Source organism: Flavobacterium sp. Arc3 (genome assembly GCF_041431375.1).
Classification (GTDB): domain Bacteria; phylum Bacteroidota; class Bacteroidia; order Flavobacteriales; family Flavobacteriaceae; genus Flavobacterium.
The window spans coordinates 143,871-165,427 of the sequence record NZ_JASMRI010000001.1; the positions used below are offsets into that span (position 1 = coordinate 143,871).

20 protein-coding genes and 2 tRNA genes are annotated in these 21,557 nt (G+C 33.9%); 14 read left to right on the forward strand and 8 right to left on the reverse strand.

Annotated features, from left to right (window positions below):
* Positions 1-167 precede the first annotated feature (167 nt).
* From htpG to QO200_RS00535, 6 genes are all read left to right on the forward strand, one after another.
* Positions 168-2,072 carry a molecular chaperone HtpG gene (gene htpG, locus QO200_RS00510; protein WP_371535177.1) on the forward strand — a complete coding sequence of 635 codons (1,905 nt, stop codon included), beginning with the start codon at positions 168-170 and terminating at the stop codon, positions 2,070-2,072.
* Between the two features lie 269 nt (positions 2,073-2,341).
* Entirely contained in the window at positions 2,342-3,184 is an 843-nt protein-coding gene (locus QO200_RS00515; protein WP_371535178.1) for an aldo/keto reductase, read from the forward strand.
* A 229-nt stretch (positions 3,185-3,413) separates the two neighbouring features.
* Positions 3,414-4,007 carry a hypothetical protein gene (locus tag QO200_RS00520; protein WP_371535180.1) on the forward strand — a complete coding sequence of 198 codons (594 nt, stop codon included), beginning with the start codon at positions 3,414-3,416 and terminating at the stop codon, positions 4,005-4,007.
* Positions 4,008-4,347: 340 nt separating this feature from the next.
* Complete coding sequence (locus tag QO200_RS00525; RefSeq protein WP_371535181.1) at positions 4,348-4,875, forward strand: DUF4833 domain-containing protein; 528 nt, start codon at positions 4,348-4,350, stop codon at positions 4,873-4,875.
* A gap of 603 nt (positions 4,876-5,478) precedes the next feature.
* The gene (locus tag QO200_RS00530; RefSeq protein WP_371535183.1) at positions 5,479-6,936 is read left to right on the forward strand and encodes an FAD-dependent oxidoreductase; all 1,458 of its coding nucleotides are present in this window, start codon (positions 5,479-5,481) and stop codon (positions 6,934-6,936) included.
* Positions 6,937-7,161: 225 nt separating this feature from the next.
* Positions 7,162-7,551: a DUF2721 domain-containing protein gene (locus tag QO200_RS00535; protein WP_371535185.1), complete on the forward strand. Its 390-nt coding sequence runs from the start codon at positions 7,162-7,164 to the stop codon at positions 7,549-7,551.
* A gap of 75 nt (positions 7,552-7,626) precedes the next feature.
* Here the strand turns inward: QO200_RS00535 and QO200_RS00540 are convergent, their stop codons facing one another.
* On the reverse strand, positions 7,627-9,744 hold the full coding sequence (locus QO200_RS00540) for a TonB-dependent receptor domain-containing protein (RefSeq protein WP_371535187.1): 2,118 nt from the start codon (positions 9,742-9,744) through the stop codon (positions 7,627-7,629).
* A 145-nt stretch (positions 9,745-9,889) separates the two neighbouring features.
* Here QO200_RS00540 and QO200_RS00545 point away from each other — a divergent pair, with 145 nt between their 5' ends.
* From QO200_RS00545 to QO200_RS00575, 7 genes are all read left to right on the forward strand, one after another.
* Positions 9,890-11,275, forward strand: coding sequence for a DUF1800 domain-containing protein (locus tag QO200_RS00545; RefSeq protein ID WP_371535188.1), 1,386 nt, complete (start codon positions 9,890-9,892; stop codon positions 11,273-11,275).
* 24 nt (positions 11,276-11,299) lie between these two features.
* Positions 11,300-12,466: a DUF1501 domain-containing protein gene (locus QO200_RS00550; RefSeq protein ID WP_371535189.1), complete on the forward strand. Its 1,167-nt coding sequence runs from the start codon at positions 11,300-11,302 to the stop codon at positions 12,464-12,466.
* Between the two features lie 68 nt (positions 12,467-12,534).
* Positions 12,535-13,434 carry a DMT family transporter gene (locus QO200_RS00555; protein ID WP_371535190.1) on the forward strand — a complete coding sequence of 300 codons (900 nt, stop codon included), beginning with the start codon at positions 12,535-12,537 and terminating at the stop codon, positions 13,432-13,434.
* A gap of 61 nt (positions 13,435-13,495) precedes the next feature.
* On the forward strand, positions 13,496-13,849 hold the full coding sequence (locus QO200_RS00560; RefSeq protein WP_371535191.1) for a MauE/DoxX family redox-associated membrane protein: 354 nt from the start codon (positions 13,496-13,498) through the stop codon (positions 13,847-13,849).
* 608 nt (positions 13,850-14,457) lie between these two features.
* A complete protein-coding gene (locus QO200_RS00565; RefSeq protein ID WP_074724370.1) occupies positions 14,458-14,736 on the forward strand; it encodes a DUF2805 domain-containing protein in 279 nt (92 codons plus the stop codon).
* A 133-nt stretch (positions 14,737-14,869) separates the two neighbouring features.
* Positions 14,870-16,732, forward strand: coding sequence for a peptidase M61 (locus QO200_RS00570; RefSeq protein ID WP_371535192.1), 1,863 nt, complete (start codon positions 14,870-14,872; stop codon positions 16,730-16,732).
* A gap of 124 nt (positions 16,733-16,856) precedes the next feature.
* On the forward strand, positions 16,857-17,576 hold the full coding sequence (locus QO200_RS00575) for a DUF4369 domain-containing protein (RefSeq protein WP_371535194.1): 720 nt from the start codon (positions 16,857-16,859) through the stop codon (positions 17,574-17,576).
* 146 nt (positions 17,577-17,722) lie between these two features.
* Here the strand turns inward: QO200_RS00575 and QO200_RS00580 are convergent.
* The 7 genes from QO200_RS00580 to idi all read right to left on the reverse strand — a co-directional run bounded on the left by QO200_RS00580 (position 17,723) and on the right by idi (position 20,926).
* A tRNA-Thr gene (locus QO200_RS00580) sits at positions 17,723-17,796 on the reverse strand.
* Between the two features lie 155 nt (positions 17,797-17,951).
* Positions 17,952-18,025, reverse strand: a tRNA-Thr gene (locus tag QO200_RS00585).
* A gap of 78 nt (positions 18,026-18,103) precedes the next feature.
* Positions 18,104-18,370 (reverse strand): hypothetical protein, encoded by a 267-nt coding sequence (locus QO200_RS00590; RefSeq protein ID WP_091091963.1) that lies wholly within the window; start codon positions 18,368-18,370, stop codon positions 18,104-18,106.
* 57 nt (positions 18,371-18,427) lie between these two features.
* A complete protein-coding gene (locus tag QO200_RS00595; RefSeq protein ID WP_371535196.1) occupies positions 18,428-19,396 on the reverse strand; it encodes a type I phosphomannose isomerase catalytic subunit in 969 nt (322 codons plus the stop codon).
* Positions 19,397-19,448: 52 nt separating this feature from the next.
* On the reverse strand, positions 19,449-19,907 hold the full coding sequence (locus tag QO200_RS00600; RefSeq protein WP_371535197.1) for a peroxiredoxin: 459 nt from the start codon (positions 19,905-19,907) through the stop codon (positions 19,449-19,451).
* Positions 19,907-20,317: a 6-pyruvoyl tetrahydropterin synthase family protein gene (locus QO200_RS00605; protein WP_371535198.1), complete on the reverse strand. Its 411-nt coding sequence runs from the start codon at positions 20,315-20,317 to the stop codon at positions 19,907-19,909. Before QO200_RS00605 ends, QO200_RS00600 begins: the two co-directional genes overlap by 1 nt.
* An 81-nt stretch (positions 20,318-20,398) precedes the next feature.
* Positions 20,399-20,926 (reverse strand): isopentenyl-diphosphate Delta-isomerase, encoded by a 528-nt coding sequence (gene idi / locus QO200_RS00610; RefSeq protein WP_371535199.1) that lies wholly within the window; start codon positions 20,924-20,926, stop codon positions 20,399-20,401.
* Between the two features lie 169 nt (positions 20,927-21,095).
* Between idi and QO200_RS00615 the strand changes: the two genes are divergently transcribed.
* Complete coding sequence (locus tag QO200_RS00615; RefSeq protein WP_371535200.1) at positions 21,096-21,557, forward strand: N-acetyltransferase family protein; 462 nt, start codon at positions 21,096-21,098, stop codon at positions 21,555-21,557.

Genomic DNA, 21,557 nt, shown 5'->3' on the forward strand with positions numbered 1-21,557 from the left:
AGTATTAAACTATCACAAAGATACAAAGCATTTCAGGAGTTTTAGTTTCAAGATTTATATAATTTGTTTCAAAATTAACAGTTACGACAATTTGTCACCTTGCACTTAATTGGTATTCTATTTGAAAGAATTCGAGGAGATTGTAAAACTCTTTAAAAATTTTAAATATGACAACAGGAAAAATTAATGTTTCGGTCGAAAACATCTTCCCTTTAATAAAGAAGTTCCTATATAGTGATCACGAAATTTTTTTACGTGAATTGATTTCAAATGGAACAGATGCAACGTTAAAATTAAAGCACCTAACAAATATTGGCGAAGCTAACGTAGAGTATGGTAATCCAATAATTGAAGTAAAAGTGGACAAGGAAGGAAAAAAACTTCACTTTATCGATCAAGGAATTGGTATGACTGCAGCAGAGGTTGAGAAATACATTAATCAACTTGCTTTTTCTGGTGCCGAAGAATTTTTAGAAAAATACAAGGATACTGCTAAAGATTCTGGTATTATTGGTCATTTTGGTCTTGGTTTTTACTCCGCCTTTATGGTTGCTTCCAAAGTGGAGATCATCACTAAATCATACAAAGACGAGCCAGCAGCACATTGGACATGCGACGGAAGTCCTGAGTTTACTTTAGAGCCTGCTGACAAAACGAGTCGTGGAACGGAGATCATTCTACATATCGCTGAAGATTCTCTAGAATTCCTTGAAGAATCTAAAATCACGCAACTTTTAAACAAGTACAATAAGTTCATGCCTATTCCGATAAAATTTGGAACAAAGACAGAAAAAATTGAACAAAAGAAAGGCGAATCTGTTGACGCAGAAGATAAAGAAGAAACATTCAAAACTGTTGAAGTAGACAATATCATCAACAATCCTAACCCAGCTTGGACAAAACAACCAACTGAATTAGCAGATGAAGATTATAAAAGCTTCTACCATGAATTGTATCCATCGCAATTTGAAGAGCCTTTATTTCACATTCACTTAAATGTAGACTATCCTTTTAACCTAACCGGTATTTTGTATTTCCCAAAATTAAGTGGTGATTTACAAATCCAAAAAGATAAAATTCAGTTGTACCAAAACCAAGTCTACGTGACAGATAACGTAGAAGGAATTGTACCTGAATTCTTAATGATGCTTCGCGGAGTAGTAGATTCTCCAGACATTCCATTAAACGTTTCTCGTTCTGGATTACAAGCTGATGGTGCTGTGAAGAAAATTTCAAACTACATTACTCGTAAAGTAGCCGATAAATTGAAATCATTATTCACAGAAAACCGTGCTGATTTTGAATCAAAATGGAATGATATCAAGATCGTTTTAGAATACGGAATGCTTTCTGAAGATAAGTTCTATGAAAAAGCAGGGGTTTTCTTTTTATACCCTACAGTTGACGACAAGTATTATACACTTGAGGAATTAAAGGAAAACCTAAAAGACAAACAAACGGATAAAGACGGAAAGCTTGTCGTTCTTTATGCAGGAAATAAAGAAGCGCAACACTCTTATATCGAAATTGCGCAAGAAAAAGGATATGAAGTTTTATTATTGGATTCTCCAATTATCTCTCACTTGATTCAAAAAATTGAAGGAGATAATAAAGACATCACTTTTGTACGTGTCGATTCAGATCACATCGATAATTTAATCAAGAAAGAGGAAAATACGATTTCTAAATTATCTGAAGAAGAGCAAACAAGTTTAAAAACAGTTTTAGAAGCAATTGTTCCAAAACAAAACTACCAAGTTCAACTAGAAGCAATGGACAGTCAAGCAGCTCCTTTCATCATCACGCAACCAGAATTCATGCGTAGAATGAAAGAAATGAGTCAGTCTGGCGGTGGTGGCGGAATGTTCGGGATGGGAAACATGCCTGAAATGTACAACCTAGTAGTGAATACAAATTCGCCATTGGCAACTACAATTTTAAATACTGCAGATAAACCAAGCCAAGAACACTTAGTAAAACAAGCCTTAGACTTAGCTAAACTATCTCAAAACTTATTAAAAGGAGAAGCATTAACTGCTTTTGTGAAAAGAAGTTTCGAAATGATCAAGTAATACTAGCATAACGCTAAATTAAAAGCTGTCCACTGGGCAGCTTTTTTTTTGGAGCAGAACTAATGATTTCCATAAGAACTTCCCTCCCGCTATTCGCTACAATCTTTGCTTTTGGCTGTCGCCACAGCAAAGGATTTTTGCTGCTATCGGGGCTAGTTAGGAGATTTTGTTTTTATAATGACATTTAGAAAATGCACTACCTAATTTGCACTATTTTTTTATACTTTTAACAAGAATAAAAAATGTACAAATGAAAAACAAATGAAATTATGCAAAAATATTTCAAGCTGAACAATGATATCAAAATTCCATCAGTAGGCTTTGGTACTTGGCAAACACCTGATGGCGAAACGGGTATAAATGCCATAAAAGTTGCCATAGAAAATGGATACAAACATATAGATGCTGCTGCAATTTATGCCAACGAAAAAAGTGTTGGAACAGGCATCAAGCTTTCGGGCATCGCACGAGAAGACCTTTTTGTTACGAGCAAACTATGGAACACGGAGCGCGGATATGAGACAACCTTAAAAGCTTTTGAAAAAACATTACAAGATTTACAACTTGATTATCTTGATCTATACTTGATCCACTGGCCCGCTACTGCTCATCAATTTAGCGATTGGAAAGAAATTAATGCAGCGACTTGGAGTGCCATGGAAAAACTTTATAGCGAAGGAAAAATTAGAGCTCTCGGACTTAGTAATTTTTTACCACATCATCTTGAGCCATTAATAGAAAACGCAAAAATCAAGCCTTCAGTAAATCAGATTGAATATCATCCAGGATTTATGCAGAATGACTGTGTGAAATTTTGCAATGACAATAATATTCAGGTTGAAGGTTGGAGCCCCCTTGGAAGAGGTGAGGTATTGAATAATGAAATACTGAAAGAAATTGCTCTTAAATATAACAAATCAGTGGCGCAGCTTTGTATTCGTTGGGCATTGCAAAACAAGGTAATTCCGCTCCCTAAATCGATAACACCAAATCGAATAAAAGAAAACTTTGACGTTTATGATTTTGAAATTTCAGAATCTGACAGGATACTAATTAATCAAATGGATAATTTAGGAGGTTCAGGACTAAATCCTGATTCTATTGATTTTTAAAATTAAACCTCGATCGCAGATTTGCTTCAGAATTTTCATGACCGCGCCCATTTCAATTGGCTTTTAGACTATTGTAAAACGGAACCTGAACCATGATGCCTTGTTACCTCCAAAAACTATTTCAATATCACACCAAATTTAATTGTAGTTTTGACGTTCATTGATTAGGCACAAAAAAGGAGCACTACTTGCTTCATTAACTTGTCAATAAAATTAAAATTCCGAACACATGTGGTGGCAATATCTATTAGTTTTTTTTGGTGCTCTATTATTTGACATAGTCCCTTTTCCTTTTGCACCGGCGTTTACAATAATGGTATTTCTTCAAATTCTTTTTGATTTAAATGTTTGGGCAGTGATTGTCGTTGGAGTTGTGGGTTCGGTTTTAGGTCGGTTTATTCTTCTTCTATATGCTCCGTTAATGGCCAATAAATATTTAAAGGCATCTAAAAATGAAGACATTAAGTTTCTTGGAGATAAAATGAACCAAAATAAATGGAAAGGTATTTTAGTGGTACTTGCTTATTCTTTGTTGCCACTTCCTACCACACCACTTTTCTTAGGCGGGGGTATTTCAAAAATAAAGCCTATTTATATCATTGCTCCTTTTTTGGTCGGGAAATTTACTAGTGATTCTATTGCCTTACATTTAGGGAAATTCGCATCCGAAAATCAACAAAACATCATTGATAATATTTTTTCATGGCAGTCTATTGCTAGTTTTATTTTGGGTTTTGTAATGCTATTTTGTTTGTTTTTTATCAATTGGCGCACCTTAATTCATACTAAAAAATTAGTCTTTGATTTTAAGATCTTAAATTAAATTATTCTTACCTACCAGATCGATATATACAATACGAAATAGCTTACCACAACGATAAGAAGGATTTACATACTGAAGTTTCAGGACAGTATTCACTTGGTGCTTGTCTGCGACGAATACCTACTTAAATGAGATAACAAGTTATTGCGTTTGCAAGGAGGTTCTTGAACGATTTCAAGTCCTCTTTTTTATTGACTCCCTTATTTTATCTATTTTTGTGTTGCAGAACATACGCTGTTTTTAAAATCTGTAAACTCTCGAAAAGCCAAAAAACGTCGTGCCCATTTTAAACCCAACAATTCCTTAAAAAAGAATTACTCCAAACAAACTGTTAATCACCATGAAAGTTATCTTTTCTTTTTTTTATCTATTTTTTTGCTCTTATAGCTGCTTTTCACAAAGTAATTATCCAGAACCCGCAAAAACAGCGACACGTTTATTTTATATTCAACATAGTAACAACCACAATACATACGTGTATGATGCTAATATAAAAGGAGGGACTATTGATTCGTATCAACCAATCAACGAGTATCAAATAGTTTATACTGAAAAAGGCATACAGAAACCTTTATCTAGAATACAAAAAAGATTAGCTTATGGGATGATTCTAGCAGAATCCCAACCTAATTTATTCAAATTACACCTTGCTGCTTCAGAAAAAATATATTTCTATCTTACCTATAATGAAAGTGAAGGAGCTAGAGTATATGTTACCGTAAATAAGCACAAAGTGTATTTAGACAAGATGTTTGTCCAACTTAAAGAGGGACTTTTAGGCCTCAAAGCAAAAGCGAAATACGTACTTTTTTATGGTAAAGATTATAATTCTGGTAAGCCTATAACAGAAAAAATTATAATTGAATAAATTCCTATAGCACTTCATTTATTCCATTAAAGATGCTTGGACTAAAAACACAAACTACTTAAAACACCCTGTAAAAGTAATAGCAAACGGAGGTTTTGTTTATTCATAAAGAAATGCATCCTCCCACTAGCATTCAAATTGCAAACGCTATAGAATTATATTGTAATAACTTTTCCAAATCCCTTCGAAACAAAACTTAAATACGCATATATACTAAACAAACAGAATGTAAGCAAGACAAAAACTGATATAACTTATATGTTAAAAACTCTACGTTTCCTCCGAGAATCTTTGCGAAACAAAACTTAGATGCGCTTCTAAATAACCAAACGTGTCAAACCTCCCCAAGACAAAAACTTACATGACTTATATGTTAAAAAGCTTTGCGTTTCCTTCGAAAATCTTTACGAAACATAACTTATATGCGCTTCTATAAATAACTAAATATATAGAATGTCAGCAAGACAAAAACTTATATGTTTAAAAAACAAAACTACTTTACTTTTACATTGTTAAAAATCCATACTATCTTTGTTCAATTCCATTCTTAAAAACTGATATAATGACCTCGGAACTTCATAACTATTATTTAAATAAAAAGAAGTGAAAAACCCTGAAAACACAGCCACAACCTGGACTATTTGTCAGGAATGTAAGGGACAGGGCAAAAAAAGCCGAAGAATCAGCAAGAAAGTACGACTCCAGTACCAGAAAGCATTTGAACAATTTGAAAAATCAAATGGCGAAGGAATAGCTCCTGTTCGTCCTAAAGCACACTTGGATTCCTGCTTAAATTGTTCCGGATCAGGATTGGTTCCTTCTGCTAGTCCTCCTATTGCGGACACAGAAAACTACCCACATGTTGCTATCATTGGTGGCGGTATTGGTGGCGTGGCCTTGGCCGTGGCTTGTTTGCACCGCGGAATCCCTTTCACTCTTTATGAGCGTGATAGTGGCTTTGAGGCAAGATCTCAGGGCTATGGACTTACTTTGCAACAAGCAAGTAAAGCAATTGAAGGATTGGGTATTTTCTCGTTAGAAGAAGGAGTGATTTCCACTAGACATTTGGTTCATACTACAGATGGAAAAGTGATTGGAGAATGGGGAATGAGAAAATGGATACAGTCAGAGGAGAAAAAGACTCCAAAGCGGACTAATGTGCATATCGCACGTCAGTCTTTACGCTTAGCGCTGCTGGAACAACTTCGCGGACAAGATGCTGTAAAGTGGGGACACCAACTAGTCGATTTTAAGAAATCTGACGACAAAGGTATTGATCTGAGATTTGAAGTCAACGGAGAGATAAAGAGCGCCAAGGCCGATCTTGTAGTTGGAGCCGATGGTATTCGTAGTGCAGTGCGGAAGCTATTGATTGGTGACGATATTACCCCTTTGCGTTACCTAGATTGTATTGTAATATTAGGTATTTGCCCTTTGGCAGCGCTAGAAGGTGTTGATAGTCCTTTGCTGGACTCGGCTACTGTATTTCAAACTGCCAATGGCAACGAACGAATCTACATCATGCCTTATGACTCAGAATCGGTTATGTGGCAATTGAGCTTCCCAATGTCTGAAGAAGAGGCAAAAGCGTTGAGCGCAAAAGGCCCTAAAGCACTTAAGGAAGAAGCCTGTCGTAGAACACAATGGCACGATCCTATCCCTCAGATTTTAGCTGCAACTCTAGAAACTCAGGTTTCTGGCTATCCCGTTTATGATAGAGAATTACTTAGCGCAGAATTGCTGGAGAAAGGCGGGCCAGTTACTCTCATTGGTGATGCGGCTCACCCTATGAGTCCATTCAAAGGACAAGGAGCAAATCAAGCGCTTCTCGATGCGTTGGCGCTGGCTCGGGGAATCACAAGAGAATGCAGACCTTTATCACAATGGAGAGAAGCTGGAGTGCGCAAAAGTGTGTTAACAACGTTTGAATCAAAAATGTTAGAACGTAGTGCTACCAAAGTAAAACATTCAGCAGAAGCTGCACAGTTCCTGCATTCTGAAATTGTACTCCATGAGGGCGATGAGCCTAGAGGACGATGCCTAACTAGAAAAGAGGAATAGCAGCCAGAATACTCGCTCAACTATCTCAAGACCTATTTAAAGAGGAGTCTTCGCTGCTTTTTTTAAGGGAATTTTTGAAATGATTAAGTGTGTGTTTTTTTTATAAATCATTCTATACAAAATAACCTGTACGTAAAAACGCATCCGCTTTTTTTATACAAAAAGGTAGTTATCCAAAAAGTTTATCGAAATTTGGTTATTCAACCTCACCAAATCAATTAAAAAATGACACTAAATATAGAAACTCCAGCCTTATTATTCTCTGCTACTTCATTAATACTTTTAGCCTATACCAATCGTTTTTTGACCATCGCCACTATCATTAGAAGCTTAAAAAAAACCTATGATAAAAATGAAAACAAGAGCATCTTGATTGAAATTAAAAACCTCAACTTGCGATTGACTTTAATTCGCTACATGCAGCTTTTTGGAGTACTTAGTTTGTTTCTTTCGGTTTTCACGATGTTATTGCTGTTCGTTGATTTTCAACTTAGTAGTCTATACCTATTTGGTTTTAGTTTATTAAGCCTACTGGTTTCGTTAGCACTTTCTTTCTGGGAAATTAGCATCTCTGTAAAAGCACTACAAGTACATTTAAGCGATTTGGTCCACTAACTATATCAAAAGCCCTATAAATAAAAAAGAGCTGTGAATATATTTCACAGCTCTTTTTTACTTCATTAAAGACAACTATTGGTTTAAAATACCGCTATCTTCCTTTTTATCTTTATTCAGTAAATTAGGATTTTCTTTAGCCAGCTTGTTTTTTGTTGGAATCTTATAATTCAAACTAAAGCCAAATTTTCTCGTGTCCATTTTATTGCTAATTAATAATGGTGTTTCATACGAATTAAAAGCATTTTCATTAGAATTCAAGATATCATCCGCATAAATTGAAAGTGTTAATTGGTCCTTTAAGAACTTTTTTGAAAAACTTAAGTCCAAAGAATTTCTGAAAGGCTTAACGGCAATGAAATAAAAATAATTCCCTTTTGGAATAATGTAATTATAATTGGCTACAAATTTTATCTTTTTTGGCAATACAATTTGCGACATAAAGTTAAACATCCAGAATCCATTAGTATCTACATTTGGAATTTGATGGTATTGATAACCCGCATACACATATAAAAAATTCATTGTATCTGGATTCACATTCATTTTCATAGTTTCAGCCAGTCCTTTGGTAAATAACATATAAGGAATAGGCATCCCAACGCTAAAATTATGAATCTTTATCTCAGGAATATTTTCATTAGTATTTACCACCAAATCATTATCTAAAGAGACTCTATTAATTACTTGATTTTTAGCCGAACTGATATTATAACTAATAAATGCATAATCATACGCACTTAACTTCACCTCATAATTATCAAAAATGGTAGGTTGCAGGTTTGGATTACCAGAATAATCAATATTTGGATTTTGATAATTGGTGTTGTTCGGGTTTAATGCTGATGTACTTGGCAGCGTTATCTTTTTATTATAATTCACATTAAAATAGATCGAATTATTAAAATTATACTGTGCACTTGCATTTGGAAAAAAGCGAAATTGCTTGAATGCGGTTAATTCAGCTGTCTCCGTTTTACCGGTAATATTATAGTCTTCGGCTCGACCACCAAGAATAAAATTTACTTTATCAAACTTAGATTGCAACTCTATATAAGAGGCCGCTGTTCTACGTTTATAATCTAAATTAGTAACTCCTTTACTTGCTGCATCAAAAAGTAATTCTTCATACAAACTACCAAAACTTAATTTCCCTTCATCAGAAAATTTAATCGGTTGCGAATAATCAAACTTAAAATTATACAAGTTCTGGTTTGAGGAATTATCTAAAGTAGAAACCGAATTACCAACTGGACTTAATGCAAAATCATTTGTATTGTTGTTGTAATTAAATTTAAATTCCAATTTTTTTGCTGTGTTTTCAAATTTTTTCTGGTAAGTTACTACGGCATCTTGGCGTAAGCCAGTACTTACTGAGGCATCATTAGTACTAAAACCGGGTCCGTTTCCTATAGTATAGCTATCATTATTGTTTTGCGTTAAATCGTAGTTTAATAATAAGCGATCTTTACCAATATCAATTGTAACCGCTGATTTTACAAAATTATTTCTACCAATACGATCTGCATCGGTTTTTGACAGTAGTGAAGTCGTACCGTTTTCTTCTTTTTCCAGAGAAGTCCAAATCGCACTTTCTCTATAATTTTGACCTACATTTAACTGCCAACCAAAATATTTGTTTTTAGCACTCAATAAAAGACTATTATTCATCCTCCACCGTACATCATTGTAACTTGTAAAACTCGTACTGTTAGTGTAAGTAGCACTCAAGTAGTTCTTAGCATTTTTGTTAGTAATGATATTCAAAATCGCACCACCAGAAGTAGCTGGGAATTCGGCACCAGGTTGTGTAATAATTTCGATTCTTTCAATCGCATTTGCTGGCATTCCTTCTAAAAAAGCATTCAGCTCAGTAGTCGAAATATTAAGCGGTCGTCCATCCATAAAAACGTCTAATTGCTTTCCTTGATACATCATTCCAGCAATATCAGACGCGATTAAACCAGGTAGTTTTTTAATTCCTTCTAAAACCGAACCAGTATTTAAACTAGGCTGGTCGACAAAGTTAAAAATTGTTCGATCTGCTTTTTGCTCTACCGCTTTTTTAGTCCTTACAATAGCAACTTCATTTAGTTCAGTCGTTTTTTCGACAGATTTTTCAGGATTAGTTTGTGCAGAAAGCGTAGAAAGACTTCCTATAACCATTAGGGCAGTTAAGTATATTTTTTTCATATTTTTTTTGTACTATATATCACATAAGTCAACGTTATCGTTTAGATGTTACAGCTTTAGTAAAAAAATAATCAATTAAGCATTTAAACCTTTTTTGATTTTAAATATCTAAATAAACACCCCAAGTTAATAAAAATCAATTATTATGAATCAAAGCGCACTATGGTCTCTACGATTAGGTTTTTCAAATAAGGAAAACAATAAGATTACGCAAAAAGGGCTACACTCCTTTTTAGAAGATTCCTTTAAAGTTTCTTTTGATAAAAGTATCCCTGATTTTTTAAATGATTCTCCAAAAACGACTGTCGAACTCAAAGAGCTGAGACAAATGTTTAAAAACGCTTCAGCTGAAGACAAAAAAGAAGCAAGGCAAAAAGAAAATCAAACGGCAGAAGCCATGAAACAATGGTGGATTGAACGAATGATTGATGCCGAATATCCACTTCAAGAAAAAATGACATTGCTGCTGCACAATCATTTTGTTTCTACTTATCAAAAAGTAAAAGTAAATTACTGGATGTTTCAGCATAACCAAATTTTACGTAAAAATGCTTTTGGGAACTACAAAACGTTAACTAAAGAAATTTTAAAAACTAATGCCATGGTACGTTATCTTGACAACACCGATAATAAAAAGGGTAAAATAAATGAAAATCTAAGTCGGGAATTACTAGAACTTTTCACACTTGGAATAGGGAATTACAGTGAAGATGATGTTAAAAACGGTGCAAAAGGACTTGCCGGATTAAATCTTGGTGAAGAAGCCGCGACCTATAGGAAAAATTTTGAGGACAACTCACCCATTACCTATTTAGGAAAAACGGGTGTCTTTAAATCAGATGCGCTGGTAGATATTATTTTCGAACAAAAAAATATTCCGTATCGCATGACTCGAAAAATATTGGAATGGTTTATTTATGATAATCCAAAAGAGGAATTAGTGCGTTACTATGGCGATTATTTTAGAGAAGTGAATTTTGAATTCCAACCTTTATTAATGAAAATTTTTACCGAAGAATTTGATAAAAACACTGCGGGTTCTAAGATTAAAAACCCAATAGAATATAGCCTGCAACTGCTCGATGAATTGCAATTGAAAAATGTAAAAAGCAACGTAATTGTCAATTTTTTAAAACAGCAAAGCATGGATTTATTCAATCAACCTAATGTGAAAGGATGGGAAGCTGGAAAATCTTGGTTAACTACACAAATCTATTTACAGCGCGCCATTGTTGCTGATAGTTATTGTCAAGGCCGAATATCCAACCAGCAAAAAAGGGAAGGTAAAATGGACAGAAAGACAAACCTGTCTAAAGACAAACCTACAACCTTAAACTGGCAAAAAGGAACAAATAAAATCATTATAAAAGAACTCACGGACCGTCTGTTATTTGGCGTAAGCCCAGAATCTCAAAAAGATTTTGAAACCGTTTTGAAATATGATTTTGATCCCAATGCTCCTAATGCTAATCAAGCCGTTTTAAGATTATTTAATGCCATAATCAAAGAACCTGAGTTCCAACTAATCTAATAACAGCACCTAATATTTACTATTATGAACAGAAGAAATTTTTTATCGTTAACGGGTACTTTTACAGGAGGATCGTTGTTATTGCCTGATTTTTTATTCTCTTTTAGCAAACACGAAAGTCTAATTATAGGCGAACAATGTGTTGTATTTGTTCAATTAAACGGCGGTAACGACGGCTTGAATACTTTTATCCCTTACTTAGATCCTTTGTATTATGAAATGCGTCCTAAAATTGCGCTGTCAAAGGATGAAGTGATAGCTGGAAACAAGGAAATGGCATTTCATCCTGCTCTTACAGGTTTTGCAAAAATGCAGCAAAATGGCGATTTATCCGTAATTCAAAATGTAGGTTATCCAGAACCTAATCGTTCGCATTTTAGAAGTCAAGAAATCTGGCAGACCGCATCCGATTCTGATCAATATATAAATGAAGGTTGGCTAGGACGTTATTTGGATTTACAATGCGCAACCCACACACCTACTGCCGGCATTAATATTGACAATATTGATAATCTGTCTCTAAAGGGAGAAGTCCCTAATGCTATTACGATCAAAGATCCTGAAAAATTCAAAATAAAAAATGGCAAGGAAGAAAACAATAAACTATCAGATAATCCCGAATTAGATTTTGTTCGAAAAATAGCCAATTCTGCTGTAGAAGGCTCTGAGCAAATACAGAAAGCGCTAATGCAAACTACTCAAGAAAATTCGTATCCTAAAACAGGACTAGGAAAAAATCTAGCGTGGATTGGTCGGTTAATAAAAGGGAATCTGAATTCTAAAGTGTATTATACTTCCCTTAATGGTTTTGACACCCATGACAACCAATTAGCACTTCATAAAAACAAATTATCAGAACTAAACGATGCTTTATTTAGTTTTTACACCAATATGAAAAATGCAAAAATGCTTCAAAACGTTACTATTGTTGTTTTCTCTGAATTTGGACGAAGAGTAAAAGACAATGGAAACGGAACAGATCATGGAACCGCAGCTCCTATGTTTGTCATTGGCGGAAGCAATAAAGGAAAAATAATTGGGAACAACCCTAATCTTTCCGACTTACAGCAAGGCGATTTAAAACATCAGATTGACTTTAGAAGTGTTTACGCTACCCTACTAAAAGACAAATTAAACTTTAACCCAAGCTCTATCGGAATTAAAAATCCTTTAGTAAATGACTTATTTTAAAAAATAATGACTCCTCTAAAGTCGCGTTACACTTGAAAGCGTACCTTTGCCCCTCAAAAAAATAAAGAATGTCAAATAATAACGTTTTAAAAGGAGTTTTTTTAGTGGGTTTTGGAGCTACTAGTTATGGTATGCTTGCTACTTTTGTAAAAATGGCCTATAATGAAGGGTACACCACGGCAGAAGTAACCACTTCTCAGTTTGTACTAGGTATTTTAGGAATATTACTTATTAATTTATTCCAAAAAACTAAAAATAAGAATACTGCTGTAAAAGCATCTAGCCGAAACATTTTTCACCTGATGCTCGCTGGAACGTCACTTGGAATGACAAGTGTTTTCTATTATTTGGCCGTGAAATACATTCCTGTTTCTATAGGTATTGTATTGTTAATGCAAACCGTTTGGATGGGTGTATTACTCGAAATGATTTTAGAAAAGAAGCTTCCTTCGACTCAAAAAATAATATCCGTTGTTATTGTGTTAATAGGAACCGTTTTAGCTACTAATTTAATTCAAAATGAAGTTAAATTAGACTGGCATGGTATCATGTGGGGTATGCTGGCCGCTTCGTCTTTTACCACCACAATGTTTACTGCAAATCGTGTAGCAACCAATATTTCTTCTGCACAACGCAGTTTATATATGCTTCTGGGTGGTGCAATAATCGTGTTTTCATTTTCGATAGCTACTCAAGTTACTCCATTTAATTTTGAAATTTTTCTTAAATGGGGAATTATTCTAGCTCTTTTTGGTACAATAATTCCGCCAATGTTAATGAACGCTGGGTTTCCACTTACTGGAATCGGTTTAGGAAGTATTGTCTCTGCGCTTGAACTTCCAGTCTCAGTAATGATGGCATTTGTATTATTAAACGAGGATGTAAAACCAATTCAGTGGTTTGGAATTGTCCTTATTATTATTGCAATAGTAATTATGAATGTTAATTTTAAGAGGAAACAAGTGTAATAATACAGTTTGATCCTAAAAAAATACTACATTCGTAAACCTCATATTTAATTTTATCATTGTGATCTTTCCTTGGCATTTGTACTTAATGGCTTTTATTTATACACTAGCCGGAGTAAATCATTTTAGAAACCCTAGAATGTATCAAAAAATTATACCTGAATATTTTAGCAATCCTAAATTACTAAATATCCTGAGCGGATGTGCTGAAATAGTTTTAGGTATAACACTAATTGTACCTTTATTATCCACTTATGCTGCTTGGGGAATCATTGCGCTTTTAATTGCCGTTTTTCCGTCTCACCTCTACATGTATCAGAATGAAAAGGCAAGAATAAAACTTCCTAAATGGGTCTTAGTAGTTCGTATGCCATTCCAACTCGTTTTGATTTATTGGGCTTACCTATACACATAACAATAAAGCCTATTACAAACAAGACGGCACCTTTTGTTTTTATCTAAAAAATCAGTATTTTTGGAATAAACAATGGTATTATGAATGAAATAATTAATTATTTTTCTACTATTCCATCGGCACATAGGAGCATGATTTTGGTAAGCAAATTGTTGGAAGTCCGATGTCAATCGTATTCCTCTGCCAAACCTTTTCAGTAATTTCTATAAAATTTTACCCTGCTACTATTGCCTTACCTAAAAAGCGAGACATTATTATGAGCTACTTGATTGTATTTCCAGACCTGCAAAAGTAAACCATCATTATAAATTACCCTATATTGACAATAATTACGGAAATACATTCTCCGCTTGGTACATTCAAAATACTTAAAATAGAAGAAATTGGATACTGAATAGTTACTCATATGAAGAATGAAGAACACAATGAGTTGAAGAATTTATTAAAAATTCCTTTTCAAAAACAACGTTCTTTAGAAAAGAAATACACCCCATAAAAAAAAACCGCTTTTATGGTAATAAGTAACTATATTTTTATTAATATTGTTCTATCTAATTTAGAATCAATTATATTAATCATTAAAAACAAATTGAATTAATTTTCACATGATGAAAAAGAGTAACCGCAAAGAATTAACCTGGGAACAAACAGAAAAACTTGTTACATTGGCCTTAGAGGAAAAAAATCCTTTTGAAATTATTAAAAAGGAATTTGGCTTGGTCGAAAAAGAAGTTTTGGAAATAATGAAAAAGAAGATGCCGGCAGAGAAATTTGAGATGTGGAAAAAGAAAGCTACTGCAAATAAGCCAAAACCAAAACCCATCAAAATCGATGATTTTGATGAAGACTTGGATGGTAAATACTATATCAAAAACAAATTGGACTAACCAATTAGAAAACACCCTCATTTTAGGGTGTTTTTTTTTTACAATAATTTCAACTTTTTTTAACTGTTTTCTCTGCTCATAAAGTGTAACATCTAGGCATTTTATCAGACCAATAACAAAAATCACATAGATAATGAAAAAAATAATTTTTGCATTTGCATTTACATCGATCCTGTGGAGTTGTAAAACTGTCAATTCGGTGGCGAATTCAGCAACAAAAGAGCAGGTTCAAGTCGCAATTAATCTAGACAGCATAACGAATGACCAAGTACTGGTTACGGTAAATGCTCCTTCAATCAAAACAGACGAAATCACGTACCACATTCCCAAGACAGTTCCAGGAACCTATTCAGAAGATAACTACGGTAGATATATCGAAGATTTAAAAGCTTATGATGCAAAAGGGAATCTATTAACCGTCAAAAAACTTGACGTTAATTCATGGTCCATTTCAAAAGCAAAAACCCTTGACAAAATTACTTATTTAGTAAATGATTCCTTTGACACGGAGAAAGGCACAAAATTTGGCGATGAAGATATTTTTTCACCAGCAGGATCAAATATAGATGCCGGTAAAAACATAATGTTAAACACACATTGTTTTGTAGGTTACTTCACAAACTTCATGTCAATTCCCTATAAAGTTACGATTGCACACCCTGCAACACTTTGGGGAAGTACTTCAATGACTGACCAAGACTCCAGCACTACCGCAGATACTTTTATTACGGCTCGCTATGCAGAACTGGTAGAAAATCCAATTATGTATTCAAAACCAGATTTCACGACGTTTACTGTTGACGGAATGGAAATCCTAATAAGCGTTTATTCTCCTTCTGGAAAAGTTACTGCTGAAAGCATTACTCCAGAGATGAAAACCATGATGACGGCACAAAAAACCTTTTTGGGTAAAATAAACGCCACTAAAAAATACAGTGTCTTATTGTATTTATCAACAATGCAGGAAAATGACGCAAAAGGTTTTGGAGCTTTAGAGCACCCTACGGCCACTACAGTTGTTTTACCAGAATTAATGCCCAAAGAGGAATTGGTGAAATCCATGATGGATGTAGTTTCACATGAATTTTTTCATATTGTAACTCCGCTTAGTATTCATTCGAAAGAAATTCAATATTTTGATTATAACAATCCAAAAATGTCAGCTCATTTATGGATGTACGAAGGAGTTACTGAATATTTTGCAAACCTTTTCCAAATCAACCAAGGGTTAATCACCGAAGAAGATTTTTACAGTCGTCTTGCAGACCAAATGGAACGCGCAGCTGCAATGAACGACACCATGTCTTTTACCACAATGAGTGCTAATGTATTGAAACAACCATACAAAGACCAATACATAAACGTATATCAAAAAGGATCATTAATAGGAATGTGCCTGGACATTATTATTAGAGAAAAAAGCAATGGCGAAAGAGGAATTCTTGATTTGATGCAAAAGCTTTCTAGTGAATATGGAGTTTCAAAACCATTTAATGATGACGAACTTTTTGCTAAGATCACCTCTTTAACTTACCCTGAAGTAGGTGAATTTCTAGCAACTTATGTAGCTGGAACTACCCCTATTCCTTATGAAACTTACTTGGCAAAAGTTGGAATTACAAAATCAACAGTAAAATCTCCTGGGAATGTATTCCTAAAAGGACAAGTACCTTACATCACTGTAAATCCAGAAACAAAAGAAATTGTTGTTATTCCGAATATTGAATTAAATGCTTTTTATACTGCCTTAGATCTTAAAGGAGGCGATATAATAATAGCTATTAATGACAAAGCTTACAACTTGGACAACATCTATGATATGATTAGCGAAAGCCAAAACTGGAAAGAAAACGACGCTATTACCGTTAAGATTAAACGCAACGGAGCTGAACAGATTCTTAAAGGAAAGGTAAATCTTCCTTATGAGGAAAAAGAGGCCCTTAAAGCAACTGACGAAACAAAAAAAGCGTTAAAAGAAGCTTGGTTAAAAGGTTAAAAATAGATATCAGACAAAAAATCCCAATTTAGAAATAGATTGGGATTTTTTTATGAAATTCACCCTATCAAGCAAGTAAACTTTCCAACAATTTTCTTTATTTTGCACCAAAATATTTAACCAAATGAAAAAATCAATTCTTGCATTCGTTTCCTTATTACTTTTGGCATCATGTGCTAAAAACGAATCAAAAACAAACCTGCATGTTACCGGGAATATTAAAGGACTAAAAAAAGGTACTTTATATATCCAAAGAGTAGTTGACAGCGCTCTTGTTGCTATAGACACAATTACAATCGACGGTAGCTCTGCTTTTGAAAGTGATATCGATTTAAAATCACCTGAAATGCTGTACTTATTCCTTGACAGAGGAGTAAGCAATTCATTAGACAACAACTTATTGTTTTTTGCGGAGCCTGGAAACATTAACATAGACACAAACTTAGATTCTTTCCTTTATGGAGCTAAAATAACTGGATCTAAAAATCAAGAGCTATATGAAGATTATCAAAAAATCAATTCTCGTTTTAGAGACACCAACCTAACCTTACTGGAACAAAAATTCAATGCTATCAAAAACAACAACAAAAAAGCAATAGATAGCCTGAGTGCAAAACAAGATTCTAATACAAAAAGAAAATACTTGTACGCAACTAACTTTGCGATTAACAATAAGGATTATGAAGTAGCTCCTTATGTTGCATTATCTGATATCTATGACATCAATCTTAAGTACCTGGATACGATTCAAAAATCAATGACTCCAAAGGTAGCACAGTCTCTTTACGGAAAGAAACTAACTAAATACGTAGCTGAGGTTAGAAAGCAAGAACAAAATAACTAGAGAGTCCGTTTTCACGAATTCCTAAAACACTCAAAAAAAAATGCTCCAACCTATTGGAGCATTTTTTTTTTACACATAGAAAAATATTTTTCTTCTATTGTATAAAAACAAAAAACCATCTAACAAAGTTAGATGGTTTTACTAAGAGCCGGCGGAGGGACTCGAACCCACGACCTGCTGATTACAAATCAGCTGCTCTAGCCAACTGAGCTACGCTGGCATTCTTACGAGTGCAAATATAGTTTTGATTTTCTATTCTCCAAATAAAAAAATCATTATTTATTAATAATTATCATTTGACAACATCAAACTAATTACCTACTAGCCTCTATTAAATACAAAAACCATCTAACAAAGTTAGATGGTTTTAAAATGAGCCGGCGGAGGGACTCGAACCCACGACCTGCTGATTACAAATCAGCTGCTCTAGCCAACTGAGCTACGCTGGCGTCTCATTACGGGTGCAAATATACAGATGAATTCGTGTTTTCCAAAATAAATCTGCACTTTTTTATCGTTTTTTTCGACTACAATTCGTTGATTTTAGCAATCAATTGATTTGCAGTTTGTTCCAATTCAACATTGATTTGTTTGAAGTGAGCTTTTTTATCTTCTACCTTCTTAGCGTTCACTTTTGTGATCAAAACATCAAAAGCAGCGATAGCTTCATCAATTAAATCATTAGTTTCTGTTGTTGGTTTTCCTGTAGTAGAAATTTCGAACAAGTAAACTGCTTCAATAATATCTCCTAGTACGTAGTTGATGTCTTTTTTTAAATTCTTAATATTTGCCATTTTATTTTTAATTTTAATTTGCGTCTGCAAAAGTACATATAATCTTTCTATTACCGACTATGAAATGTAAATTTCTAAAATTGAAGCTTTTCCATTAATCACATAATAATCCATTGTCGCAGGAATTAACACCGTATCCCCTTTTTGATACTGATAGATATCCTTATTGTACTCAATTTCAAATGCTCCATCAATACACATATAGACTGTAAAACTATTTCCAGTCTTTGAAATAGTTGTTGCTTCTGTTAATGGAATAAAATTTGTCGTAAAGTAAGGACAATTTACAATTGTATTTGACTGATTTTCTTCTTCTAAATATTCTCTACGAGTATCTACCTTTTCATAATTCATCGCTTCCAGAGCTAAATCTACATGCAACTCTCTAGTATTCCCCTGAGCATCTACTCTATCAAAGTCATAAATTCGATAAGTGATATCTGATGTTTGTTGAATCTCTGCCACTACTAAACCAGCACCTATAGCATGTACCGTACCTGTTTCTAGAAAGAACACATCTCCTTCTTTTACATTTACACTATCGAGAATACTAAGCAATTCATTACTTTTCAACTTTGCCACAAATTCCGTAGCATTCGAATCTTCCTTAAAACCAACAATTATTCTCGCATCCGGGTCAGCTTGCATAATGTACCACATTTCTGTTTTCCCAAACGAATTATGCCTTTTCTTTGCCAAAGCATCGTTAGGATGTACTTGAATAGACAAGTCTTCACGAGCATCTAAGTATTTAAAAAGTAAAGGAAACTGCTTTCCAAAACGTTCATGAACTTCTGTTCCTAATATTTCATTTGGAGCTTCATCAATAACTTCTGTTAATAACTTCCCTTTCAATTCTCCATTAGCAATTACACTAACGTCACCTTCAACAGTGGATAATTCCCAACTCTCTCCAGTTATTTTTGACGTAATCGATTTATTCAGAACCGTTTTTAGTTTTTCGCCACCCCAAATTCTTTCTTTCAGTATGGGATCAAACTGTAATGGATATAATTTTTTACTCATTTTTTATCTATTTAAAGAAACAATGTTCTATATTTTTATATAATGTAATAATCTAAGACAGTAGTTTTTTAACTGCTTCTAGCGCTTTTGGGATATGCTTAGAAGCCATCACACTATCAAAAATCATTATTATTTTTCCTTTTTTATCAATCACATAAGTAACTCTCCCAGGAAGCAAACCAAACATGCCTGAAGGAACTCCAAAAAGCTTCCTAATTTTCTTATCGTGATCTGACAAAAGAATAAATGGTAATTTATACTGTTCTGAGAATTTTTGATGCGACTCGACACTATCACTACTAATTCCAATAACCTCTGCACCTAAGTCTTTAAAATCTTCGTATTGATCCCGAAAGCTACACGCTTGTGCAGTGCATCCTGGGGTATTATCTTTTGGATAGAAATAGATAACCAATGGCTTTTGACCAACTAGTTTCTGGCTGTCAAAATCATTTCCATGGGTATCTTTCGCTTTAAAATTTGGAATTCTGTCCCCTATTTTCAATTCCATTACTCTCCTTTATAAGTTACAAAATTACGAGGAGTTTCATAAAGAACAACCTCTAAGTCAAATTCTGCTTTGATTCTCTTTCTTATTTTATTCCAAATTACCACAACAATATTTTCGGCTGTGGGATTGAGATTTTTAAACTCAGGAACATCTATATTTAGATTTTTATGATCGAACTGATCCTCAACTTCTTCTTTAATAATATCCGATAGAATTTTTATATCCATCACATAACCAGTCTCAGGATCTATTTCACCGGTAACACCTACAATCATGTCGTAATTGTGTCCGTGAAAATTTGGGTTATTGCATTTTCCAAAAACAGCGTCGTTTTTCTCGAAAGTCCAATCCTTACGATACAATCGATGTGCTGCGTTGAAATGTGCTTTTCTACTTATAGTTACCTTCATAATTATTTATAATTTTAACCTTTGCCTTATTTATAAGTTACAAATGGGTTTTAGATATCTAAAACACGCCTTAGAGCATTACTAAATTTTATGATCTTCCAAAAAATGATAGAATTCGTCGAAAATTATTTTAAACCATACGGTATAAATTTCGGGATGTTTCTGCATGTCATTTTTTACTTCATCAATAGCCATCCATTTCCAAGCTTCCACTTCTTCTGGGTTTATTACTGGGCTTTCGTCAGAGTAACCAATCATCACATGATCTAATTCATGTTCCGTCAAACCATTGTCAAATGGGGCTTTGTATATAAAATGAAAAAGTTCTTTGAGATCTGTTTTAAAACCCATCTCTTCAAACAACCGTCTACTACCCGCCTCAATATTTGATTCTCCTTCTCTTTGATGACTACAACAAGTGTTTGTCCAAAGTAGTGGAGAGTGATATTTATGATGTGCACGCTGCTGCAGCATGATTTCGTTTTTGCTATTCAAAACAAAAACTGAAAAAGCACGATGTAAAATCGCTTTTTCATGCGCCTCTAACTTAGGCATCAATCCAATTTGCTCATCGTCCTTATTAACTAATATTACATTTTCTTCTATCATAATTATTTTTAGCCACACAAAAATACAAAAAAGATAAATAATAGCGTGTCCTTTAACGTTCTGTTTCGAAATGTTGAAGTTAAATCAAGACGATCCAATTAGATCAGTGTTCGATAAAAACCATTCGCAGATTCTTTCTTACTTTTGATATCTTAAAACCGTTATGATAATGAATGAAATAAAAATCCGTAAAGCTAGAGTAGAAGATTTGAATATACTTCTCGAATTTGAACAAGGAATCATTACTGCCGAACGTCCTTTTGATCCAACTTTAAAAGAAGAGAAAATTAATTATTACAATATTGAAAAAATGATTACGGCACCTGACATTGAGTTACTAGTCGCTGAAATCGGGTCACAAATCGTAGGTTCCGGCTATGCTCGAATAGAAATAGCAAAACCCTATTTGAACCACAGCAACTACGCTTATCTCGGATTTATGTATACGGATCCCGAACACAGAGGGATGGGAATCAATGCTAAAATCATTCAAGGTTTAAAAGAATGGAGTAAATCTCTAAAAATAACAGAACTCCGATTAGATGTTTATAACGACAATTCTTCGGCTATAAGAGCATATGAAAAAGTGGGCTTCAAAAAACACTTAGTCAATATGAGAGTGGGATTATAA